21 protein-coding genes and 1 pseudogene are annotated in these 20,323 nt (G+C 59.6%); 3 read left to right on the top strand and 19 right to left on the bottom strand.

Annotated elements, in window-relative coordinates; all coding sequences use genetic code 11:
• Positions 1 to 94 precede the first annotated feature (94 nt).
• From WKF55_04265 to WKF55_04250, 4 genes are all read right to left on the bottom strand, one after another.
• Positions 95 to 703 carry a DUF1697 domain-containing protein gene (locus WKF55_04265; GenBank protein MEJ7758786.1) on the bottom strand — a complete coding sequence of 203 codons (609 nt, stop codon included), beginning with the start codon at positions 701 to 703 and terminating at the stop codon, positions 95 to 97.
• Positions 704 to 769: 66 nt separating this feature from the next.
• On the bottom strand, positions 770 to 1,714 hold the full coding sequence (locus WKF55_04260) for an NmrA/HSCARG family protein (GenBank protein MEJ7758785.1): 945 nt from the start codon (positions 1,712 to 1,714) through the stop codon (positions 770 to 772).
• Positions 1,711 to 3,840 (bottom strand): M3 family metallopeptidase, encoded by a 2,130-nt coding sequence (locus tag WKF55_04255; GenBank protein MEJ7758784.1) that lies wholly within the window; start codon positions 3,838 to 3,840, stop codon positions 1,711 to 1,713. Before WKF55_04255 ends, WKF55_04260 begins: the two co-directional genes overlap by 4 nt.
• Positions 3,837 to 4,319 carry an MOSC domain-containing protein gene (locus tag WKF55_04250; GenBank protein ID MEJ7758783.1) on the bottom strand — a complete coding sequence of 161 codons (483 nt, stop codon included), beginning with the start codon at positions 4,317 to 4,319 and terminating at the stop codon, positions 3,837 to 3,839. The genes WKF55_04255 and WKF55_04250 overlap by 4 nt, the downstream gene beginning before the upstream one ends.
• Here WKF55_04250 and WKF55_04245 point away from each other — a divergent pair.
• The gene (locus WKF55_04245; GenBank protein MEJ7758782.1) at positions 4,309 to 4,584 is read left to right on the top strand and encodes a hypothetical protein; all 276 of its coding nucleotides are present in this window, start codon (positions 4,309 to 4,311) and stop codon (positions 4,582 to 4,584) included. The two genes, WKF55_04250 and WKF55_04245, sit on opposite strands and share 11 nt — an antisense overlap.
• Before the next feature lie 14 nt (positions 4,585 to 4,598).
• On the opposite strand, the gene WKF55_04240 is transcribed toward WKF55_04245, so the two are convergent.
• The 4 genes from WKF55_04240 to WKF55_04225 all read right to left on the bottom strand — a co-directional run bounded on the left by WKF55_04240 (position 4,599) and on the right by WKF55_04225 (position 8,492).
• Complete coding sequence (locus WKF55_04240) at positions 4,599 to 4,967, bottom strand: BlaI/MecI/CopY family transcriptional regulator (protein ID MEJ7758781.1); 369 nt, start codon at positions 4,965 to 4,967, stop codon at positions 4,599 to 4,601.
• A gap of 84 nt (positions 4,968 to 5,051) precedes the next feature.
• The gene (locus WKF55_04235; protein ID MEJ7758780.1) at positions 5,052 to 5,864 is read right to left on the bottom strand and encodes an SDR family oxidoreductase; all 813 of its coding nucleotides are present in this window, start codon (positions 5,862 to 5,864) and stop codon (positions 5,052 to 5,054) included.
• A 79-nt stretch (positions 5,865 to 5,943) separates the two neighbouring features.
• On the bottom strand, positions 5,944 to 7,095 hold the full coding sequence (locus WKF55_04230) for a DUF5937 family protein (GenBank protein ID MEJ7758779.1): 1,152 nt from the start codon (positions 7,093 to 7,095) through the stop codon (positions 5,944 to 5,946).
• A gap of 23 nt (positions 7,096 to 7,118) precedes the next feature.
• Positions 7,119 to 8,492 (bottom strand): retropepsin-like aspartic protease, encoded by a 1,374-nt coding sequence (locus WKF55_04225; protein ID MEJ7758778.1) that lies wholly within the window; start codon positions 8,490 to 8,492, stop codon positions 7,119 to 7,121.
• A gap of 142 nt (positions 8,493 to 8,634) precedes the next feature.
• Here WKF55_04225 and msrB point away from each other — a divergent pair, with 142 nt between their 5' ends.
• Entirely contained in the window at positions 8,635 to 9,036 is a 402-nt protein-coding gene (msrB, locus tag WKF55_04220; protein MEJ7758777.1) for a peptide-methionine (R)-S-oxide reductase MsrB, read from the top strand.
• Between the two features lie 68 nt (positions 9,037 to 9,104).
• Here the strand turns inward: msrB and WKF55_04215 are convergent, their stop codons facing one another.
• Positions 9,105 to 10,622, bottom strand: a complete 1,518-nt coding sequence (locus tag WKF55_04215) for a family 10 glycosylhydrolase (GenBank protein MEJ7758776.1) — start codon at positions 10,620 to 10,622, stop codon at positions 9,105 to 9,107.
• 213 nt (positions 10,623 to 10,835) lie between these two features.
• On the opposite strand from WKF55_04215, the gene WKF55_04210 reads away from it, so the two are divergent.
• On the top strand, positions 10,836 to 11,642 hold the full coding sequence (locus WKF55_04210; protein ID MEJ7758775.1) for a hypothetical protein: 807 nt from the start codon (positions 10,836 to 10,838) through the stop codon (positions 11,640 to 11,642).
• Positions 11,643 to 11,768: 126 nt separating this feature from the next.
• On the opposite strand, the gene WKF55_04205 is transcribed toward WKF55_04210, so the two are convergent.
• The 10 genes and pseudogenes from WKF55_04205 to WKF55_04160 form a co-directional block, all read right to left on the bottom strand.
• Complete coding sequence (locus WKF55_04205) at positions 11,769 to 12,929, bottom strand: serine hydrolase domain-containing protein (GenBank protein ID MEJ7758774.1); 1,161 nt, start codon at positions 12,927 to 12,929, stop codon at positions 11,769 to 11,771.
• Positions 12,930 to 13,048: 119 nt separating this feature from the next.
• Positions 13,049 to 13,603 (bottom strand): hypothetical protein, encoded by a 555-nt coding sequence (locus tag WKF55_04200; protein MEJ7758773.1) that lies wholly within the window; start codon positions 13,601 to 13,603, stop codon positions 13,049 to 13,051.
• A gap of 1 nt (position 13,604) precedes the next feature.
• Positions 13,605 to 13,901 carry a hypothetical protein gene (locus WKF55_04195; GenBank protein ID MEJ7758772.1) on the bottom strand — a complete coding sequence of 99 codons (297 nt, stop codon included), beginning with the start codon at positions 13,899 to 13,901 and terminating at the stop codon, positions 13,605 to 13,607.
• A gap of 174 nt (positions 13,902 to 14,075) precedes the next feature.
• Positions 14,076 to 15,042: pseudogene (locus WKF55_04190) on the bottom strand (AMP-binding protein).
• Between the two features lie 98 nt (positions 15,043 to 15,140).
• On the bottom strand, positions 15,141 to 16,109 hold the full coding sequence (locus WKF55_04185; protein MEJ7758771.1) for a PHB depolymerase family esterase: 969 nt from the start codon (positions 16,107 to 16,109) through the stop codon (positions 15,141 to 15,143).
• Positions 16,099 to 16,518 carry a MaoC family dehydratase gene (locus WKF55_04180; GenBank protein ID MEJ7758770.1) on the bottom strand — a complete coding sequence of 140 codons (420 nt, stop codon included), beginning with the start codon at positions 16,516 to 16,518 and terminating at the stop codon, positions 16,099 to 16,101. Before WKF55_04180 ends, WKF55_04185 begins: the two co-directional genes overlap by 11 nt.
• Before the next feature lie 3 nt (positions 16,519 to 16,521).
• Positions 16,522 to 18,051 (bottom strand): hypothetical protein, encoded by a 1,530-nt coding sequence (locus WKF55_04175; protein ID MEJ7758769.1) that lies wholly within the window; start codon positions 18,049 to 18,051, stop codon positions 16,522 to 16,524.
• Positions 18,048 to 18,509: a hypothetical protein gene (locus tag WKF55_04170; protein MEJ7758768.1), complete on the bottom strand. Its 462-nt coding sequence runs from the start codon at positions 18,507 to 18,509 to the stop codon at positions 18,048 to 18,050. The genes WKF55_04175 and WKF55_04170 overlap by 4 nt, the downstream gene beginning before the upstream one ends.
• 53 nt (positions 18,510 to 18,562) lie before the next feature.
• On the bottom strand, positions 18,563 to 19,561 hold the full coding sequence (locus WKF55_04165) for a ketoacyl-ACP synthase III (GenBank protein ID MEJ7758767.1): 999 nt from the start codon (positions 19,559 to 19,561) through the stop codon (positions 18,563 to 18,565).
• On the bottom strand, positions 19,558 to 20,298 hold the full coding sequence (locus tag WKF55_04160; GenBank protein ID MEJ7758766.1) for a substrate-binding domain-containing protein: 741 nt from the start codon (positions 20,296 to 20,298) through the stop codon (positions 19,558 to 19,560). The genes WKF55_04165 and WKF55_04160 overlap by 4 nt, the downstream gene beginning before the upstream one ends.
• Positions 20,299 to 20,323 lie beyond the last annotated feature (25 nt).

Genomic DNA, 20,323 nt, shown 5'->3' with positions numbered 1-20,323 from the left:
GAGGAAGAGTAAGTGCAGCTTTCCTGTCACCGCAGGCGTCAACCGCAGCAACGCTGCCGCACCGGTATTACAGTATCGAATGGCAGGGCCCGCCTCACCGACCGGGCATTCGTTTGTTTGCCCGCGGTCCCACCGTCCGCGCTTCCGCACGAGCTCCCGCATCTCCTGCATACTTCGCAGCGAGGTTTCGTACCGTATTGATGTTGCGCAGCGTTGCCGGTGCACCGAGTGTCTTCGCCAGCAGCGGCCTGGAATACGGAGAATCCGTCATCCTGGTCCGGCATAGCCAGTAGACTTCACGCCCATTGATAGCGAAGTCATCGAGCTCGGAGCGGAAACCGCGCAGCTGCCGCTTGACTGCGTCCTTTGGCGGACTGGGAAGGAAGGCCACGAACATAGTGGTCCCCGGGGCCCTGGCGTCCGCCTCGGGAAACGCCTCATACTCGGCGATTGCCGCCACCTCGGCAGGAGTACGGATAAACACCGTCGCCTCGTAGCCGAGTGATCTCTGGAGATGCCGGCCGATTTGCTCCTCGAGCTGCGGCAAATTTCCCACGGGCGCTTCGAAAATGACATTCCCGCTCGCGATGAAAGTCTCGACGTTTCGAAATCCGAGCCGTTCGAACAGAACGCGCAGGTCCGCCATCTTCACATTGTGGCCGCCGACATTTATGGCCCGAAGAAAGGCAATGTACCGCTGCATGATCGATCAGTGACCTCCCACTGTGCTCGCCAGCTTCGAAGTCGGCGGTGCGGTGTTTTAAAGCGATTACTCTAGCGGAATCAGCTTCGCGTTGTTCTCGAGCCACATGTCGAACGACTGAAGCTCGGGATTCAATGCCCGTGATTTGTCCACGTTGCGGCTCGCATTCACGACCTCATCGAATTCGGCATAGAACTGGAACATGTTACCAAGGTCTTCTGCGCCTGGAAACCCGAAGCCGCGAAATGTCTCCGCCGAAACACCGTTATATGCAACCTCACGGCCCAGCGCCCGCGACAGCTTTGCCGCCATCTCCTCACCCGTCAGCTGCTCGCCTGCTATTCCGACCCTGTGGCCGACGAGTTCCACGCCCCGCTTGAAAATTCCATACGCACATTTGCCGATATCCTCAGTGGCAATGCCTGCCAGTTTCCTGTTCTGTAGGGGGAGCGTCAGCAGGAGCGGCCCATCACCGGATTTCTTCGGGCCGGAGTGGATGAAATTCTCCCAGTAGAACGCCACCTGCATGAATGTCGTTGGCACTCCCATCTCGTCGAACACGAAGTCTACCTGACCCTTCGAGTCGAAATGCGGAACCTTGTACTTGCCCATAAGCGTCGGCATCCGGCTATCGCTGAGTGGAATCCAGTTACGCGTATCCTCTAGTGTCGACCAGATCACGTGCTTCAAACCCGCCGCTTTGGCGGCCTCGGCCATCGTTTTTGCCTGAGCTCCCTCTGTGTCCGGCGACATGTGTGCCCAGTAGAAAGTGACACAAAAAGCACCGTAAGCTCCGACAAAGGCCTTGTTCACACTGTCGGGGTCATCAAGATCCGCCTCGACCACCTCCGCCCCCAGGTCCGCGAGCTCCCTGGCCTTGTCTGAATTGACGTTACGCGTCAGGGCCCGGGCTGCGAACCCGCCATCCGGCTCAGCCAGAATCGCACGTACGAGTCCGCCTCCCTGTGCCCCTGTAGCGCCGGCGACCGCAATGATCTTTGCCTCGCTCATGCCTGAATCTCCTGAGGTTGTCCGGGTCCCGGCGCGAAACCGCGCTTCTGCATCAACGCTTCAATCCCCGGATCACGTCCGCGAAATGAGCGGTAGGCCTCTGCAGGATCGACGGTGTTTCCCGCCGAAAAGACTCTATCGCGCAGCTTTGCCGCAACTATAGCATCGTAAGGACCGCTGCTTTCCATAAACGCCTGCCACGCATCTGCCGTCAATACATCTGCCCAGAGATAGCTGTAGTACCCGGCAGAGTAACCATCGCTCGAAAAAACGTGAAGAAAATGTGCACTGCGGTGGCGCATCGAAACTTCGTGAGGCATGCCGAGTGTGGCGAGTGTATCGCGCTCGAAGGCGCGAGGGTCGATGGGATGCCCGGTAGCCAGATGCATCTTCATGTCCATCAGAGCGCTTCCCAGATACTCGATCGTGTCGAATCCCTGATTGAAGGTCAACGACTGCTCGATGCGGTCGACGAGGACCCGCGGAATCGGCTCCCCCGTCTCATAATGAACGGCAAATCGCTGTAACACCTCTGGCGTGACGAGCCAGTGTTCCAGCAGCTGTGATGGAAACTCCACATAATCGCGCGCGACCGCAGTGCCGCTCAATGCAGGGTATGTCACGCTGGATGCGAGTCCGTGCAATGCGTGCCCGAACTCGTGAAAGAGCGTTCGCGCATCGTCCCAGGAGATCAACACCGGTTCCCCCTGCCTCCCCTCCACGAAATTGGAGTTATTCGAGACAATCGGAGTGATGCCGCCCTCGAACGTTTCCTGGCTCCGAAACGAGTTCATCCACGCGCCGGACTGTTTGCCCAAACGGGCGTAGGGGTCGAAATACCAGAGTCCCAGAGCCGTGCCGGACGACCTATCGGTCACTTCCCAGACGCGTACGTCGGGGTGATAAACCGGCACCTCCACTGAGGCAAACCGAAACCCGAACAGTTCTCCGGCTACCCAGAACATCCCCTCACGGAGCTTTTCCAGCTGCAGATACGCTTTCACCTCGTTTTGATCGAGATCGTATTTCAGCTTCCGAACTTTTTCGGCGTAATAGCGGTAATCCCATGGCTCGATCTGGAAAGTCTGCTGCTCCGAGCGAGCCAATTCCTGCATGGCCGCAATTTCCTCCTTCACGCGTGACACCGCGGGAAGCCACATCTGCTCCAGCAGAGAAGCGGCACGCTCTGGAGTTTTTGCCATCGTGTCATCGAGATGCCAATGCGCATGAGTTGGGTAACCAAGGAGAATCGCCCGCTCGCTGCGAAGAGCGAGTATCCCGGAGATGATCTCGTTGTTATCGTGCGCCCCGCCCATATCGCCCCGGCTCGTGAACATGCGCCAGCCCTTTTCGCGTAATTCGCGACTGCTCGAATACGTAAGAAGAGGATCGATCGCAGACCGGGAGTTTGCTATGACCCACCCGCCCGTCATCCCTCTCTCTCTGGCGGCAGCGGCAGCTCCGTCGCGCGCCGATTGAGGCAGGCCGTCCAGCTCGGCCTCATCGTGGAGAACGAGATAATGGTCGGTCTCGTCAGCGAGTACGTTCTGGGCAAACCGCGTATACATCGCGGCCAGCGCCTGGTTGATCTCCGAAAGCCTTGCCTTGGCCGATAAGTCGAGCCGCGCACCTGCGTGAACGAAGTTCGTATGGTAAAGCCAGGCAAGCCGTCGCTGCTCCGGGGTCAGCAGACCGGTGTCCGACGATTTATAAACTGACTCGATGCGTTCGAAAAGTGCGCTGTTCTGCGTAATCTGATCAGCGAATGACGCCATCCTCGGCGCCATCTCCAGCTCTACCTGCTGGAATTCGGACCCGCTCATCGCCGAGCTCCAGACTCCAAACACCGTTGTCACCCGCTCGTACATGCGACCTGAGCGTTCTAGCGCGAGCAGGGTGTTCTCGAAAGATGCCTCGCTGGAGTCGCTCGCGATTCGTTCCACTTCGGCGAGGTTTTCCTGCATCGCCGCGTACAGCGCAGGTTCGAAGTGTCTGACTTCGACCAGATCGAATGGCGGGACGCCTCCGTGGGATCCGCTCCACACGGCAAGCAGTGGGTTAGGGTCGATGGCTGGCTCGTCAGCACCCGATGCCGCTGACGAATCTTCTGCCGGTGCCGTGGTCACACAGGCTGAAGTGCACGACGAGGCCCGTCAGGCAGCGTGACATGTATCGGGTCACCAGCCTTCACATCGCCTCCAGCAACGACAATGCTCATGACTCCAGTCTTTCGAATCAGATTTCCATCTTCATCCCGCCCGAGCACCGCCTTCATCAGCCCCATTTTCAGTCCGTTGAGCTGAAAGCAGGGATTACGAAGACCGGTGACTTCTACGATGGCCATGTCTCCAATGTGCAACCGGGTTCCGGCCGGCAATGCCAGCAGCTCGACCCCACGGGTCGTGACGTTCTCACCCATCTCTCCAGGCAGTATTGTAAATCCGGCGGAAAGCAATTCGTCGTGGAGCTCAGCATGAATGAGGTGAACCTGGCGCAGATTCGGCTGCGACGCGTTACGAGCAATCCGCGAGCGATGTTTGACCGTCTCACCCATGTGGATGTCGCCGTCGACCCCCAGACCCGCGAGCAGGCGAATGCAACTCACGTTGGGCTTGCGGATTGTGTGCACCGAATTCCGGCTCACCGCCGTAACCATCCCCACCATTAAACATCTCCAGACGCAGGTGAATGGACTGCATAGTAATGTTGCCGCGTCGTCCGGGACAGGCGTCGATGGAAGAGCAGAATCTTCCGGGGGCAACGAGACCAACTATGGTGCGCGGTGTCAGACCGACGGGCGGCTTCTCGCCGATCGCGCGCTTTCCCAACTACTGAAACAGGACTGGCCACGGTCGATCGACGAGCTCTGACAGCCTGCCAGGATTTACCTCGCTGCCTCTTCCTTCTTGATCTGCTTCCGGATCTTCTTGAGACCGGCACGGGATACTGCTTCGGGCCCAAGGGCGCTCATGATGAGCCGGTGCGTGGAACCATCGAACACCTCGTCAACCAGCCGCGCGACAAGCCTCTGTTCCGTCACTTCTCTGGAAACCGCGGGCGAGTAGATGTGGCCGCTTCCCGCGCGCTCTCGCTCGACAATCCCCTTGTTATGCATGATCTGAAGAAGCTTGAGCACAGTGGTATACCCAACCTTCCCCAATTCCTGATGGACGTCACGCACCCGGCTGGGCCCCTTCTCCCAGAGTACCTTGAGAATATTCAGCTCACTATCTGTGGGGAGGGACGACTTCACCGGGAACCTTCAACCTTGCAGTAGGTACGACAACTTTCGTACGAACATATATATGCGGGCCGCAAATGGCTATCTCCCAAGGTCTTAGGCACCTTGGCCGGACATGCCGACGCGTCCAGCGCCCATGCCCGCAAGTGATTGACCTCCGTCGCAAACCATCACTGTTCCGGTTATGAACCGAGCCGAATCAGAGCAAAGAAAAAGCGCCAGATCGGCGATCTCGCTTTTTTTCGCGAACCTTCCCAGGGGAATCGCTTTTGTGAAAACCTGGCGTGCTTCGGGGGTTGGTGCCAAGCGACGCATGCCTTCCGTATCGTCTACCGCACCTGGCGCGATTGAATTCACCCTTACTCCCTCCGATCCCCACTCGAGCGCAAGAGTTTTCGTCAGCATATCGACCCCCGCTTTTGCCGCGCAAACGTGGGCTTGCATGGCCATCGGCACAAACGCCTGGGTCGCCGAGATGTTGACGATGGATGCTCCGGGGCGCTTCAGGTGCTCAAACGCCGCGCGACAGGTGTTGAAGGTCCCAAGCAAGTCGATATCTACCACCGCTTTGAACCCATTCGCCGACATTCCGAGTGCCGGAGCCGGGAAATTGCCGGCCGCACCGCAGATGACGATGTCAAATTCGCCAAAGACCTCGCTGGCGGACGCGATCGCAGTGTTGAGTGCTTCGTAATCGCGAACATCCGCCGGAAATCCCTGAGCACGTCCTCCGCCGGCCACGATTCCTGCGGCAGCCCCGTCGAGTCTGGCCAGCGTACGCCCGACAAGCGCGACGCTTGCGCCATGTTCCGCAAACCGCTCGGCGATAGTAAGGTTGATACCGCTGCCGCCGCCGGTAACGAGTGCCACTTTTCCTTCGAGAATTCTGGTGCCGAATACGGCGTTCATGGTACGCTCCCTATCATTCATTGATTTTTTCTCGACCGATGGCTTCGGTTCCACGGCCGCCGGATATTGAGCAACCTGTTCATTTGCGGGAACGGCGCACGGCTGGCGCTTTTCCGGTCGCGGAGAACATCTCTGTCGCGGCATCTCCCGACGCTCGCTCGAGGGCTACCCTGTTCAAGCTCAAAACGACGCCATGCTCGCCCGGAAGCTCGTGGAGAAGTCGCGCCGACCGCAGGATTTGCACATGATGCGAAATCGTCGGCTTCGAGACTCCGAATATTCGCGCCAGATCGACCGACGTCGTGGGGGTGCGCGCGATCACGGACGCAATCGCGTAACGTGTCGTATCTCCCAGCGCCCTGAAGACCAGCGATGGCTCTGCGGCGCCCTCACCCATGGGGCGGAGCGCAGCATCGAGGAGCGGGATGAAGAAGCGCGTCCGGGAAGATGTGTCTGTGTACGCCGCCCAGAAACGACGGCGGTTGAAAGCCGACGGGATGACGTGGATGCCTTCCACATTGCCCAGCGGTACGCGCATTGTGCCCTGCACCGACGCGACTGAACCATCTTCGATTTTCAACGGAAGGCGGGTGATGCGTGCGAACTCGTCGAGCGAGGAATTGGAGAGTATTTCCTCGAACCGATCGCCTGAATTGAGCATCTGGGGCTTCATGGATTCCCAGGTATCTGCGAACGTCGTCGTCCAGAACGATTCGAGCGAATCTGCAAGCTCCGTTTTATAGTCCTTCGGATTGCTCACAATGCGATCGAAAGCGCGGGTCCCAGGAGCGCTTTTCCGGAACGGCAGCAGCCCGAACAGCGAAAGCAGTTGCTTCCGGGAAGAGGCTTCGGCCGCTATTGTCTGCGAAAGGGTCATCTCCCCAGAGAGGAGACACTCCACTGACTCGACGTTTTTAAACGCCCCGCCCAGAACCGCGCGCTGAAAATCTCCGTTTTCCATTGTTCGCAGCTCCTCCATCATTCCCCTGAACTGCACCATGGGCGGTGCACTGCGAAGGGAGTCAGCAAGGAGGGGCCATACCAGAGGTGAAGGGGCCAGCCGCGCCAGCCTCGACCTCAGGTCTTTCGACAGCTTGCGGCTGGTTTCCTTTCTCCAGGAAGAGTCTTCAAGGCTTTCTGGTTGAGCAAGCACCTGAAGGGCGTAGAAGATCTCGAACCGGGGTGTAATCGCGAAAAGAAAGAGAGATGCTGCGTTCGACGAGAGCGTCATGATAGTTAGATAACTGACTAATCCTAAGGACGCAATCCCGAGGCTGGATGGCTTTCCTCAATGAGGAAAATTCCATTCGTGGCATCGATTCGTACTATTCCGGTCTTGCCGATATCGCTGCCAAATACCCCGTGCAGAGTGACGAACGATGAATACGCCGGAACGAACACCAGCATCCTGCGAAACAATACCGGACGGCCAGCGAGGAATAGCCGGAGGTTGTCGACAAAGGTACCCTTTACCCGCTGCGTGCCTGCAAATCCGGCTACCATGCGCCGCTCGCCGGCGAAGCTCCGTACTTTGACCTTGAACGTCAATGCCTCCGTCGCATATGTCTCCTGTGCCCCTGTGTCCAGGTGAAAGTGGAGGGGAACGCCTTTGCGGGTCGTCAACTGGACGATGGGTTTTCCAATCCAGAACAAATTCCGCGGACGGTGGACAGCGCGGGCGGGACGCACCGGTTTTGCCAACGTCACCTGCTGGTTCCTGTAATCAATCCTGATGTCCAGGCGACTAATGACATCAAACCCGATGATCCCATCGATCTTCACGACGTGATCCGGGTTCCCGGCGTCCGGCCCCATTCTCACACGCATGAGGTTGCTGTCGATTATCATCGCCGTCGAATTGGCGATAGCAATGGCGCCGAGGTCGATGCGTGATATCGAGGCTGGCTGGGCGCCGACCCTGCCAGTGGCGGTCGCCACCTCGAGCGTGTCGGATATAAGGGGTCTTACACCTGAGGCAGCTGCCACATCGGATGCGATTATCGACATGCTGGACCCAGTGTCGAGCCAGAAAAGTCTTCGTCGTCCGTTGATCGACACTGGAATCACCGGCGCTCCCGACGCCGATATCGTGAGAGGCAGCGATACGGTTCGACCAGGAAATGAAACCGTCCGTGCGGGTACGTTTCCGAACGCGGCAGCCCATGCTTCGACTTCCGCCTTGTCTCTCCACTGGCTGCTGTCCCGTACAGCGGATGCAGGGTTGAGCTCAGCGAGAATCTTCCATTTGTCCTGGTATTGGAGCATTGCCGTCAGGAGCACGCGCGACGCAGACCTCACCAGCGAGTCGGTGCCGCTCGAGCGAAGGCTGTCGAGCAGCAGTTCCGCCTCGTCCACCTCTCCGGCGACAATGAACCCAAGCGCGGCGGCAAACGCACGCTCCGAGCTGCTGACGTCGTGAGTCTCCGGGAATGCCGGGTCGAGCGATGACATCGCCTGCCAGAATGTCTTCGCATCGGATTTCCGCGAGGCCCCTGAACGCGCGGCAGCGGCTTTGTCGAGCGTCACGCTGACCGGCTCGTCCACCATCACGGGTCTGGGTGGCGCGCATCCGGATCCGGATAAAGACAGTGCCACTGCGAGCCCGAGACACGCCAGACTGATCTTCATCCTCGTCAGCATCTGCTCGATGGGTCACCTCGATGGATCAATCAGGGGTAGTAATATGTCGCCCTGCACATGTATCCACACGCGAGTGGTGCAGGTGTTGCGAGTCCAGTCAGATCAGTAGTTCAACTTTACGGAGCCACTCATGAGCGAGAAGATCACGAAGACCGAGGAGGAGTGGAAGCAACAGCTTACTCCCGATCAGTACCGCATAGCACGCAGAAAGGGGACTGAGCCTGCGTTTACGGGCAAGTACAACGCGGCGAAGGAGCCCGGAATTTATCGGTGTGTCTGCTGCCAGAACGAACTTTTCGACTCCAATACAAAGTTCGAATCGGGGACTGGATGGCCGAGCTTTTACGCGCCAGTTGCCGAGGCAAATGTGAGCACCGAAACGGATTCGAGTTTCTTCATGAAACGCACTGAAGTGATGTGCAGCCAGTGTGACGCTCATCTGGGTCACGTGTTCGACGACGGGCCAGCTCCTACCGGTCTGCGCTACTGCATCAATTCTGCGTCACTGGAGCGCGCCGACAAACTGAAGTAGCCGAACATTGAAATCGCTGAAACTGCCAGAGACGCGCGCCTCAACGGCCGCAGCGTTCTCTCTTTCGGTCAAGGTCGCCGGCTGGGACCCAAAACGCTGGTTGCCGCATCGCTCTCATTCCCCGTGCGGTCTACCGCCGACACTGTGACGGCATCAGGCTCTGGCGAGTTGCTACCGCCCGCGAACATGTGCGAGCGTTGCCAGCCCGGTAATACTCGCACCGTCCAGTCGGGCCCATTCCGATAGCGCAGCACCCACAGCCAGACTTTTTCCACGCCGCGAGGTGTGAAGCTCGCAACGAGTGCACGGGTTGCCGCGTCACGGGTAATTGAAACGCGAGGCGAGCGCGGTGCAATACTGTCGAGCCATGGCGAGGCGGGTACGAGCGCGGGCCCGGAATAAGGGCCCGCCATAAGCCTCTCTACCAGACTGTCCTTGCTGTTCATCAATGCTTTCGCGCTGAAATGCACATTTCCCGAGGCACCGGGCTCACGGCGCGTGACGGAGATCTGGTCGAGGATTTCCTGGGCGGTAATTCCAGTAGGGGCTGCGCCGCCCACTCTGCTGGTGAAGTTGCCCGGCCAGATGTTGCGCCCTCTGGTGTTCTGGGAAACCCACCATCTCAGCAGCACCGGATAGCTGACATCCGCGCGCGCGATAGGCCAGTAGAGCTGCGGAGTGAAATAATCCAGCCATCCTTCATTGATCCACTTTCGCGAGTCGGCGTACAATTCGGTATAGGCGTCGAAACCTTTTATCTGCTCGGGATAGCCCGGTCGCCACACGCCGAACGGGCTGATGCCAAACTTGACCCAGGGCTTCACCCGCTTCGTCTCCGCGTATAGCTCGCGGATGAACGTGTCGACGTTATTCCGCCTCCAGTCGTGCCGGGCCAGTTTTCCCCCGGATTTTTCGTAGCGGCTCCACGTAGCGTCGTCGGGGAAGTCGATCAGCTCATTGGCCGGATTGCGTTCCTTGTAGGGATAGAAGTAGTCGTCGATGTGAATGCCATCCACGTCGTAACGGCGTACCACGTCCATGATCACGCGCAGCGAATGTCGTCGTACCGCCGGATCGCCGGGATCGAGCCATAGATGCTTGCCATATGTGCGCACCATCTCAGGACGTGCATTGCTCAGATGATTTGCGGAAATTTCCGATTTCGCCGATGGGTGCCGTGAGCGATAGGGGTTGAACCAGGCGTGCAGCTCGAGTCCGCGTTTGTGTGCTTCCGCGACAGCGAATTCGAGTGGATCGTAGTACGGCTCGGGCGGTCTGCCCATCTGTGAAGAGAGGTACTCGGACCAGGGCTCCAGATCCGACTTGTACAGTGCGTCGGTCGCTGGCCGGACCTGCAGGATCACCGCATTCATGTTGAGGGCGACGGTCCGATTCAGGATCGCCACGAGCTCTGCCTGCTGTTCCCACGCACTCAGCCCCGGGCGCGAGGGCCAGTCGATGTTGGATACGGTGGCAATCCATACTGCTCGGAATTCCCGGGCGACTTCGGGCGTCGGGGTTGACTGGCTCCACGCGGTCGATGACAGAAGCAGAGTCAGTGAAAAAGCGGGAATGAATCGTGGCATTGCTGAATGATGTTTAAGAACCGGTGTTTCGGGACGGAACAATAGTATCGCTTGACGTGCGTTCCCGTGGTTGCGAAGATTTACCGCTTCATTCCCCCTGATTCGCTTCAAGGAGACACCATGGCTTGCTGGAAGCACCTGAGAGTTTTGTCGGCAATGGCGTTTTGCACTGTTGCAGGTTGTACCGCCAGGGAAGGGCCGGCCGATACAGCAGTGACCGCTGATTCCGGAGCGGGTGCAGCCGCGAGTACGCCGGCCGTGCCAAATGTGGTAACGATCACCGCCAGCGATTACGCGTTCGCTGCACCAGATGAGATTCCCGCGGGTGTCACGGAATTCAAGCTGGTGGACACCGGCAAGGAAGTTCACCACGCCACACTGATCAGACTGAAAGACGGGAAGACCCACGCCGATCTCGTGGCCGTAATGAAAGCAATGAAGCCCGGCAGCCATCCCCCCGCGTGGGTCGAGCTTGCAGGCGGACCAAATGCAATCGCCCCGGGTGGTGAATCGAATGCAACGGTAATGCTCGAGCCGGGAAACTACGCCCTCGTATGTTTTGTCCCCGACGCAAAGATGGTCCCGCATTTCATGCTCGGGATGACAAAAGGCATCACCGTGTTGCCGGCGTCAGGCACTACTACCGCAATGGCTCCCGAGCCGACTGCCGATATCATGTTGACCCTCTCCGACTATAAGTTCGAGTGGTCGAAACCGCTCACCGCCGGCCGCCATGTCATCCGGGTGGAGACGGCCGCTGGTCAGCCACACGAGCTGACTTTGTTTCAACTGCCGCCGGGGAAGACGATGAAGGATCTCGAGGCCTGGCTCCCGACCATGAAGGGTCCGCCGCCAGCGATGCCCGTGGGCGGAGTTGCGGGTGTCGTCGCGGGAAGGGCCAATTACATCACCGTGAACCTGCAGCCGGGTGACTACGCGGCAGTGTGTTTCCTGGAAGACCACAAGGATGGAAAACCTCATTTCATGCATGGCATGACGCAGGCAATCAAGGTGTCGTAACTCCAGTCCCTTGAACATGCGTGGTGCGGAACGTCGGCTTCATTGACAATGCCGCGAGCACAAACCTCGCGGCATTCACCGGCAACACCTTCACCCGCATTCGCTGCCCGCAACGGCGCGACCTGATCAGCGCGGAATCGGCTTGTCGAGGGAGTCCCATCCATATGCAGCCGCTATACGTGACTCCAGTTCAGCGATCAGCGCCCCTCCGCTATCGCTGTTGGTCATGATTACGACGCCGTAACCCTTCCTGAAGTGCGCGAGCAGATTGCACCGAAAGCCCCAGTTTGCACCGCCGTGCATGAAGTACCAGCCTTCGCCGCGCTGCGCTACCGACAACCCGACGGCGTATGCTCCAGTCCCGACGGGTGACAGCATTTCACGCGCAGACGCCTGAGTGAGGACCACACCGCGCGGTCCGCGAATCGCGCGCTGAACCTCTATGGCAAAGCGAGCCAGGTCGCTTGGCGTCGTCCATAACCCTGCCGCCGCTTGCTCGGCGTAAACATGCCAGGGAGCGCCCACGCGTACCCCCGCCCCGCTGTGAGCGCGAGCCGCATTCGACGCAATCACGCTTGATATTGGCTGCTCGAAAGAGCTCCTCGACATGCCGAGCGGCCCAAGCAGGATGCTCTGAGCGAATTCTGCGAAAGGACGCCGAACAACATCCGTGACTGCGAGTTGAGCGAGTGTTACGCCTCCACCTGAATATTTGATTCCCGCAAACGGAGGACGCGCGAATCGAACTGCTCCAACGTTCGACGGCTTTTCGCCATTCAGAATCTGCACCAGCGTCGGCCGCGGCTCGGCGGGGTCGTAGCCAGGAAATCCAAACCCGTCGTCGGCACCGGAGGTGTGACTGAGCAATGAGCGCAGTGAGACAGGTTGCAAACGTGTGTGCTCGCTGTCCGGTATGCGCCACGACTTCAAAAACAAGTTGACGTCGCTGTCGAGCGACAGACGGCCGTCCTGCACGAGCCTGACCGCCATCATGGCAAACACGGGCTTGCTGATCGACGCCGCCTGGAACGCTGTGCCGGTGTCGACCGGCTGACCCGACTCGACATCCGCAACGCCATAGCCCTTTGCCCAGTGGATGCGATAATCCATGATTACCGCAACGCTCACCCCCGGAACGCGAAACCGCTTCAGGAGTTCCGGCAAAGTGAGACCGTCGTACCCTTGCCGATTGGGGGATTGCGCGGCCTCTATCCGCGAGATCAGGCTTGCTGGGTCAGGAATCTGACGTTGGGCCTGAAGCATGCTCGACGCAACTGTCGAGATCACGCATGTTCCGACCCACATTCCGAAACTCAGGGTGCGCATCGCTCATCCATATGACATCTCCTGGAAGTATTTGCCGAAGCCGGACGCGGAACAGTCCGGGATGTCGATTGACCCTGAAACTACCGCCAGCGCAGCTCCCATTCACAGAATGCATCCCCCTCAACCACACACCGTACATGTGAGGTCATCGGTTCCTCACCCCCGGCTTCGGTCAGCGCCCTTCGCAGTCCTCCGGTCTGACGCCGGCAGAACAGCGAGTCCGCCTGATCGAATCCCACCAGGCGCAGGACGGCGTGTTCTTCCTGCTCTTCCACCACTTCCATGTTGCCGGGATTGTAGTAGAGGCGGAAAAGAGAAATGCGCTGCGTCAAAAACTCTGTCGGTGATGCCTTGCGGATGATTCCGCGGTAAAGCCGCGCGGCCGTGAATTCGATTGAATGCCCACCAGCCCTCTCGACCCATTCCGGATCGTCGTCCCGCAGTTCGTCATCGGTTGCATGCCACAGGGCCAGCAGTAGATCGAACGGTATCTCGTCGGTCGGCGCGGAATCGGCGATGCGCGCTCGGTCCCTGGCGCCTAGCCGGGCGAGAATCGATTTCAGCACGGCGTCGCCTTTTTCGTCGCGCACGAAATCGAGCGTCGCCTTGAGCGCCGAGGCTTTCGCGTACGCCATCCTACATCAAGGCCAATGCGCGGCGGTCGGGTTTGCCCGACCCCAGCCGCGGGAACTCTCTGACAAACATCATCGACTTCGGCACCTTGTAGCCCGCGAGCCGCTGGCGGGTAAATCCCGTGAGTTCCTCGCACGATGGCAGACCGGGGACATCCTTCAATATTACGAATGCCCTGCCGACCTCTCCCCACAACGGATCTGCGACTCCCACCACTACGGCTTCACCAACACACGGGTGCGCCGTCAGCACCGATTCGACTTCAGCGGGAAATACGTTTTCGCCTCCGGATATGAACATCTCCTTCCGGCGCCCGGAGATCGAGTAGAGTCCCGCTTCGTTACGCGTCGCGAGGTCGCCGGTACGGAGCCAGCCTTCGCCGGCGATCGCCTCTTCAGTGCGATCAGCGTCGTGCAGGTAGCCTCCGAACATCTGCGGCCCGCGCAGCAGCAACTCACCCGGCTCACCAGTTGCGGCGTCACCGCCGTCTTCGGTGACAAGCCGCATCTCGAGAAACGGCACCGGACGTCCGACACATCCGGGATTCGCCGGTGATTCGGCGTCAGAGATCGCGAAGCAGTTCGGCCCACACTCGGTTAGACCATACCCCTCGCGCAGCGTATATCCAGCTTCGCGTACCGCTGCCGACAGCGACGGCGGGCACGTGGCACCCCCGGATATGAAGTAGCGCAGCGCGGGCAAGTCAATGCCCCAGCGCGCGCTCGCCCGCAACATCACAAGCTGCGTTGGAACCGTCAACGCTACCGTGCACTTCTCCTCCGCCAATCCTTCCATGAAGCTGGCCCTCGAATTGGTCGAACAGCACAACCGTTCCGCCGCGATGCCAGAGCGGCGTGGCGAAAACATTGAATCCGCCGGTGTGAAAAAAGGGCGTCGCCACCGGCGCGATGTCGGATGGCCCAAGCTCCCACGCGGTCGCCGTCGCTACCGCGTTGAAGAGAATCTGCCGGTGCGGGATGATCACACCCTTCGGGAGGCCAGTACTCCCCGACGTGTACAGAATCAGCGCTGGATCATCGGGCGCCAGTTCGGCGTCGGCGATGGCTGCACTGGGTGTTGAGTTGGGCGTGAGATCGATGGGTGGATCATCGAGGTCGACGTACATCGATCGACCGCGGATCGCCGGATTATTCGGAGAGATGAGGTCGAGGAATCTTGACTCACCCATCACCAGCACCGGTCTGGCATGCGTTAAGATCGCGTCGAGTTCCGCGCCAGCAAGGCGCCAATTAAGCGATACTAACGAAGCATCCACTCGGCAACAGGCGAAAAACAGTTCTGGGATCTCATGTCGGTTGGTAGCGATAACGACGACTCTATCGCCGCGTTTTACTCCGCGTTCTCGCAGGTTGCCTGCCCAGACGTCGGCGGCGGTATTGAGTTCGGCGTAGGTCTGTCTGCTGTTGCGCCTGCGGTCCACCAATGCCACGCGGTCTGGAGAAAGCTTGCTCCAGTGTCGCAGCGGATCGGTAGATCGCGGGAAGACGGGCCAGTTTGTCGTTGCGGTCAAACGGCTGGTCAACGTCGGGGATGATCGAGAAAAAATCGAATCATCTCCGCGGTTGCGTCCGGCCCCCTGGCATCAGTGTACGTACCGTCGGGCGATCCACCTGACCAGGCGTGCGCCAGCTCGTCGACGGTCCAATGCTCGACGGTCGACTTACCCTTCCCATGAACGACGCGATCGTAGTGATAACCAGTGCTCGTTTCTCCGTGTGAAACGGGAGTCACGGCGGTCGCCGCCCCTTTTTTGCGCGTTCCTGTTATGGAATTCGCTGCGACGATCTGGCTCACCACCTGTGCTCCATTCACTACTTTCACTACCGGATCGGCTCGACCATGGAACACAATCGCAGCTACTGGTCTGGCGCGGTCACCCATCGCACGCACCGCCGCTTCGCCAAGCAGTTGAGAATTGCCTGCCCCGGTGCTCATCGCCTTCACTCCTTCAGAGATCGATGAGGCGTGGCCGTACGCAATCCCTGAATGCGCACCGAGGGCGGCATACAGCTCCGGGTACGTATACATGACGTTGAGAGCCATCGCTGCTCCCGCTGAGACTCCCGCGATGTATACGCGAGCCGGGTCGATGCGCATATCGTGCAGGATCTGGCGGGTGATGGCGGCGATCGATGCCGGCTCTCCTTTATCCCGTTGCTGATGCGCAGGTTCAAACCAGTTCCAGCATCGAAGTGCATTTGCGGACGCAGGCTGCTCCGGATACGCAACGATGATCTTCTTCACGTCCGCGGCGGCGTTGAATCTTGTTCCACGCGCAATATTGTCCGCGCCCTGCGTGCACCCATGTAGCACCACCACCAGCGGCAGCGCCCGTTTTTTGTCGTAGCCTCGCGGTATGTAGAGCCGGTAGCGACGAGTTACGCTCCCGGTTGCCACTTCCCGCCAGACGAACTCTCCGTTGGTCATCGACGACGTGTCTGCAGCCCACGCGACTGCCGGCGGAGGTGCGGGAGAATCAGGGATCATGGCTGTCTTCCACGAGCACTGTGGCCTCACCGTCGAGGACCGTTGCACCGTTCTGATTTCGGCATACAGTTGAAAGACGGACGCGCCGTTTTGCTGTAAGAATCTCCAAAATGGACACTGACGCAGTGACGGTATCGCCAATCCGCACCGGTGCGGTGAACCGCAACGTCTGGGACAGATAAATCGAGCCAGGTCCAGGCAATTTCCCGGCAATCGTCGCCGAGATAATCCCTGCGCTCAGCATGCCGTGAGCAATGCGCCCGCCGAAGCGTGATCGTTGCGCTGCCGTCTCATCGATGTGAACGGGATTGAAGTCGCCTGTCACTCCGGCAAACAGGGTCACATCCGCATCGGTAATGGTCTTCGCGAACTCCGCGGTTTGTCCAACCGCCAGATCTTCCAGTCGCATCAGTCAGAGTTCCATTATCAGCCGGACGTCGGGGTCGATCGACGCGTCTGCGGTACTCCGTGTCACCCACGACACGACGAAGAAAACCAGGAACGACAGCACCAACGCCACCGCCGACGCAGTTACACCCGACGGAAAAGAGAAAGCCTTGAGATATGCGGCCGTCTCGAGCGACAACGTCACCACCAGACCAGTCGCGATTGATGCAATCGCGCCCGCCCGCGTCGCGCCCTGCCAGTTCAGTCCGACTGCCAAGGCAGGCACGAGAGTGGAAGCGAACAAACCCCAGCCGAAGATCCCCAGAAACGCGACCATCGAGCCCGAGTTCTGAGCGATCACCGCTGCGGCGATCGCAATAAAAACAGTCACCACTCGCCCCCAGAACAGCTCATTCTTCAGTCTCTTTCCAAAAGCGATGGGCAGGTCGTGCATAACTACTGCGGCACCGATGTTGATGAACGAGTTCGCCGCGCTCATTGTGGCTGCAGCGATTCCCGAAAATACGAGCGCCGCGAGCAGTATTGGCGTGATGCTGAGCAGCAGCGCCGGGGTTGCCTGATCATTTGCGGTGAGGGGCGCCATACGGCCGCTGAGAACGAATGCCTTGACGCCCACGCCGACAGCGAAGTAAAGCAGCAGCACGAGAATCAGGCCGAGCGTTTTGAGAAGTGGATACCATTTCAGCTGAAGCGGATCGCGCAGCATGTAGTACTTGTGAACTCCCTGCGGCTGTCCGAGTGATCCCATTGCGAAGACAAAGAAGAAAGACAGCGCGGCGAGTGGGGTGATCTTCCCCCAGGGGCTGAGGAACTGCGGATCGGTGCCGAGGATGGTGCGCGATATTTCGCCAAGGCCACCGCCTGCGCTGAGGACGAAAAGGAACACCAACACCGATGCCGCGGCCATCAGCGTTCCCTGAAACACATCGTTGTAAATGCCGGCGAGGATTCCCCCTGCCACCGAGTACGCGAGGGTGAAGCCCATCCCCAGCCAGATTCCCCAGCCAATTCCAATCCCGAATATCGCGTTGATGACCACACCCATGGCGAGCGCGTTGGTCGCCATGTAGCCGATGATTGCGACCAGCATCGCAAAGCCGGCGAGGCCTTGCGCCGCAGGCGAGCGGTATCGCGCTCCGATTGCATCGGGCACGGTCATCAGACTCCGCGCTTCTCCAAGCAGCCGCATCCTTTTTGCGAGCACCCACGCGCCCATGACGTTGGTTACCGACGCGGGCAGTACCAGATACATCGCCCCGAGCCCGATTGAGTAGATCAGCCCCGGGCCTCCGATGAACGCGAACCCTGACACGGATGTTGAAACTGATGCGACCGTGAGCGCGATCAGGCCAATGCCATGCCCGGCAACGAAAAAATCGCTGGCGGTTTTCGTCCGTCGCGATGCCCATACGCTGATGCCGATGATTACTGCGAAGTACGCAATACCCACCGCAATCACCGCTGGCTGCGCAACGCGGGGCAGCGACGCTTGTATGATGGCCCATACATTTATGCCTGGGATCAGGGCCGTCACGATGCACCCTCACTCGTGGTTGAGCCGGCCGCTGTCTTGCCCCCTTTGCGGTCGGTTTCCTCGCGAATCTCACGGGCCAGGGTGCGAACCCGCTCGATGTCCGACGCACTCAGGGTTTGCGTCTCGAACGTGAGCGCGTACGCAACGGGGAGCACTACAATCGGGAGCAGCCCGATACCGTATATGACAATCGCCGCGCGTGCTGGCAGCCCGAGCCACAGTTCACTGAGCGGACCCTCGCTGGCGGGCAATGCCAGAGCCGCGCAGAACCCGGTCGCCAGAACCAGGAATACGAATACGAATGGCACCTTGAGCTGCCCGATACCGGCACTGCCTCGTGCAGCGCCAAGTGCCATCACACCCCCGAGCGCGGTGGGGATGCCAAGAGCCAGCATCCACGGCGCCCACGCCGGTGCGCCTCCGGGTGTAAATGCTGATGCATATCCCAGCGCGATCATGCATATGGCAGCGATCAAAGCGAATCTCGCAACTCGCCTCGTGAGATCCGGTTTTACCATTCGAGCGCCATGCATCCCATCGTCAATCCCGCACCGGAGCCGGTTAGAAGAATGAGATCCCCCTCATTCAGCCGCCCGCCCCGAACCGCATCGTCGAGTGCCATCGGCAGGCATGCAGCCCCCGTATATCCCCACTTTCCCATGACGGTGTGCGCCTTCTCCATCGGCTGCCCCAGCGTTTCCATGACTCCTCTGATGGTCGAGAGATTTACCTGTGTCCAAAGCCACATGTCGACATCGGTCTCATCACGGCCGATTCGAGCAAGCACCGAGCGCGCAATCCGCGGCCATCCCTCTTCGTTCACTTCGCGCGGATACTTTGTCACGAAGCGAAGCCTGTTTCGCTTCCCATCACGAATGACATCTTCGGTGATCGGCTCCGCCGTTCCGCCCGCAAATATCCCCATTCCCCCGGCAAGCCGGCCATCAGCAAACAGCTCCGAAGCTAGCATCCCTGGTTTGTCGGATGCTCCGACGACTACCGCGCCCGCACCATCCGCGAAAATGGTTGACGTTTTCTTGTCAGCCTGATCGATGAATTTGGACATGGCATAGGCGCCGACCACCAGCACCCGTTCGTACCGTTCGTCTGCGCGTATGTACTTCCACGCTACGTCGAGTGCAGTGACGAAGCCCGCGCAGGCACTGTTGATGTCGAACACGCCTGCTTTCCACGCGCCGATCCGCGCCTGCACTACAGCCGCTGTTGCCGGCGATACATACTCCGGTGTGTCAGTTGCGACTATCAACAGATCGATGTCCATGGCGGCAAGATTCGCGGCATCCAGTGCCTGAAATGCAGCAGCCGCCGCGAGATCCGCCGTGGACTCATTCGGGGCGCAGTAACGCCTCTCCCTGATGCCGAGGTTGTTCGCGACAAAGTCGTCGATATCTTCGCCGAGGATCTCGGAAAGCTCGGCGTTGGTGACGATGCGGTCGGGTACGTAGGAACCCGTTCCAAGAATTGCTGCGTTACGGAGACCTCTACTCACGAGGGCGATTTCGGGCTTTTCGGTTTTGGAGGCACGGCCGTCGATCCACGGATCACCAGCCGCGAGGCAACCATTCGCTGTGGCCTGGTATCCGGACGGGGTTCCGCTTCGTCACTCCTCATATGGTTGAGGAGAAGTCGGGCCGCACGCGCTCCGAGCTCCCGCGCGGGGATCGCAACCGTTGTCAGCTCGGGTAGCAGGAGTGACGCGAGCTCGATGTCGTCGCAGCCGACAATCGACATGTCCTGTGGCACGCGAACAGAGTCGACAGAACAAACCTTGAGCGCACCGGCTGCAACGAGATCGTTGGTGCAGAATACCGCTGTCGGTCGTGACTCGAGCGCGAGCAGTGCCCGCATGCCCACCTGGCCGCCTGCCGCTGTAGCGGGTACTCGACGCAACGCTGTCGAGCTGACCGCAAAGCCACGCCCGCCGATTGTTCTCACGAAGCCGCGTTCGCGCATCCGGATCGCGTGGACATTGGTCGCGGGACCCAGAAATCCGAACCGCTCGTGACCGAGCGATAACAGGTGCTCTGCCGCGACGCGTCCCGCACCAAAAGCATCGCTCGCCACGCCGGGCCATTTGTTGGGAGGTTCGTCGATGAGAACAAGGTTAGCGCCTTCGAGCATCGCTGCCGGCAGTGACGCTCCACCGATGGCATCGACCATGATTCCATCCACCTGCCGCTCGAGCAGCGTCTGAATGTGCCGGTCGCGCGGAATTTCGCGAGTCACGCGTAACGTTATGCACCGCCTCGCT

This window comes from Gemmatimonadaceae bacterium, assembly GCA_037721215.1.
Lineage (GTDB): Bacteria > Gemmatimonadota > Gemmatimonadetes > Gemmatimonadales > Gemmatimonadaceae > UBA4720.
The sequence above is the reverse complement of the archived record's forward strand: the minus strand, read 5'-3'. Positions and strand labels throughout refer to the sequence as shown.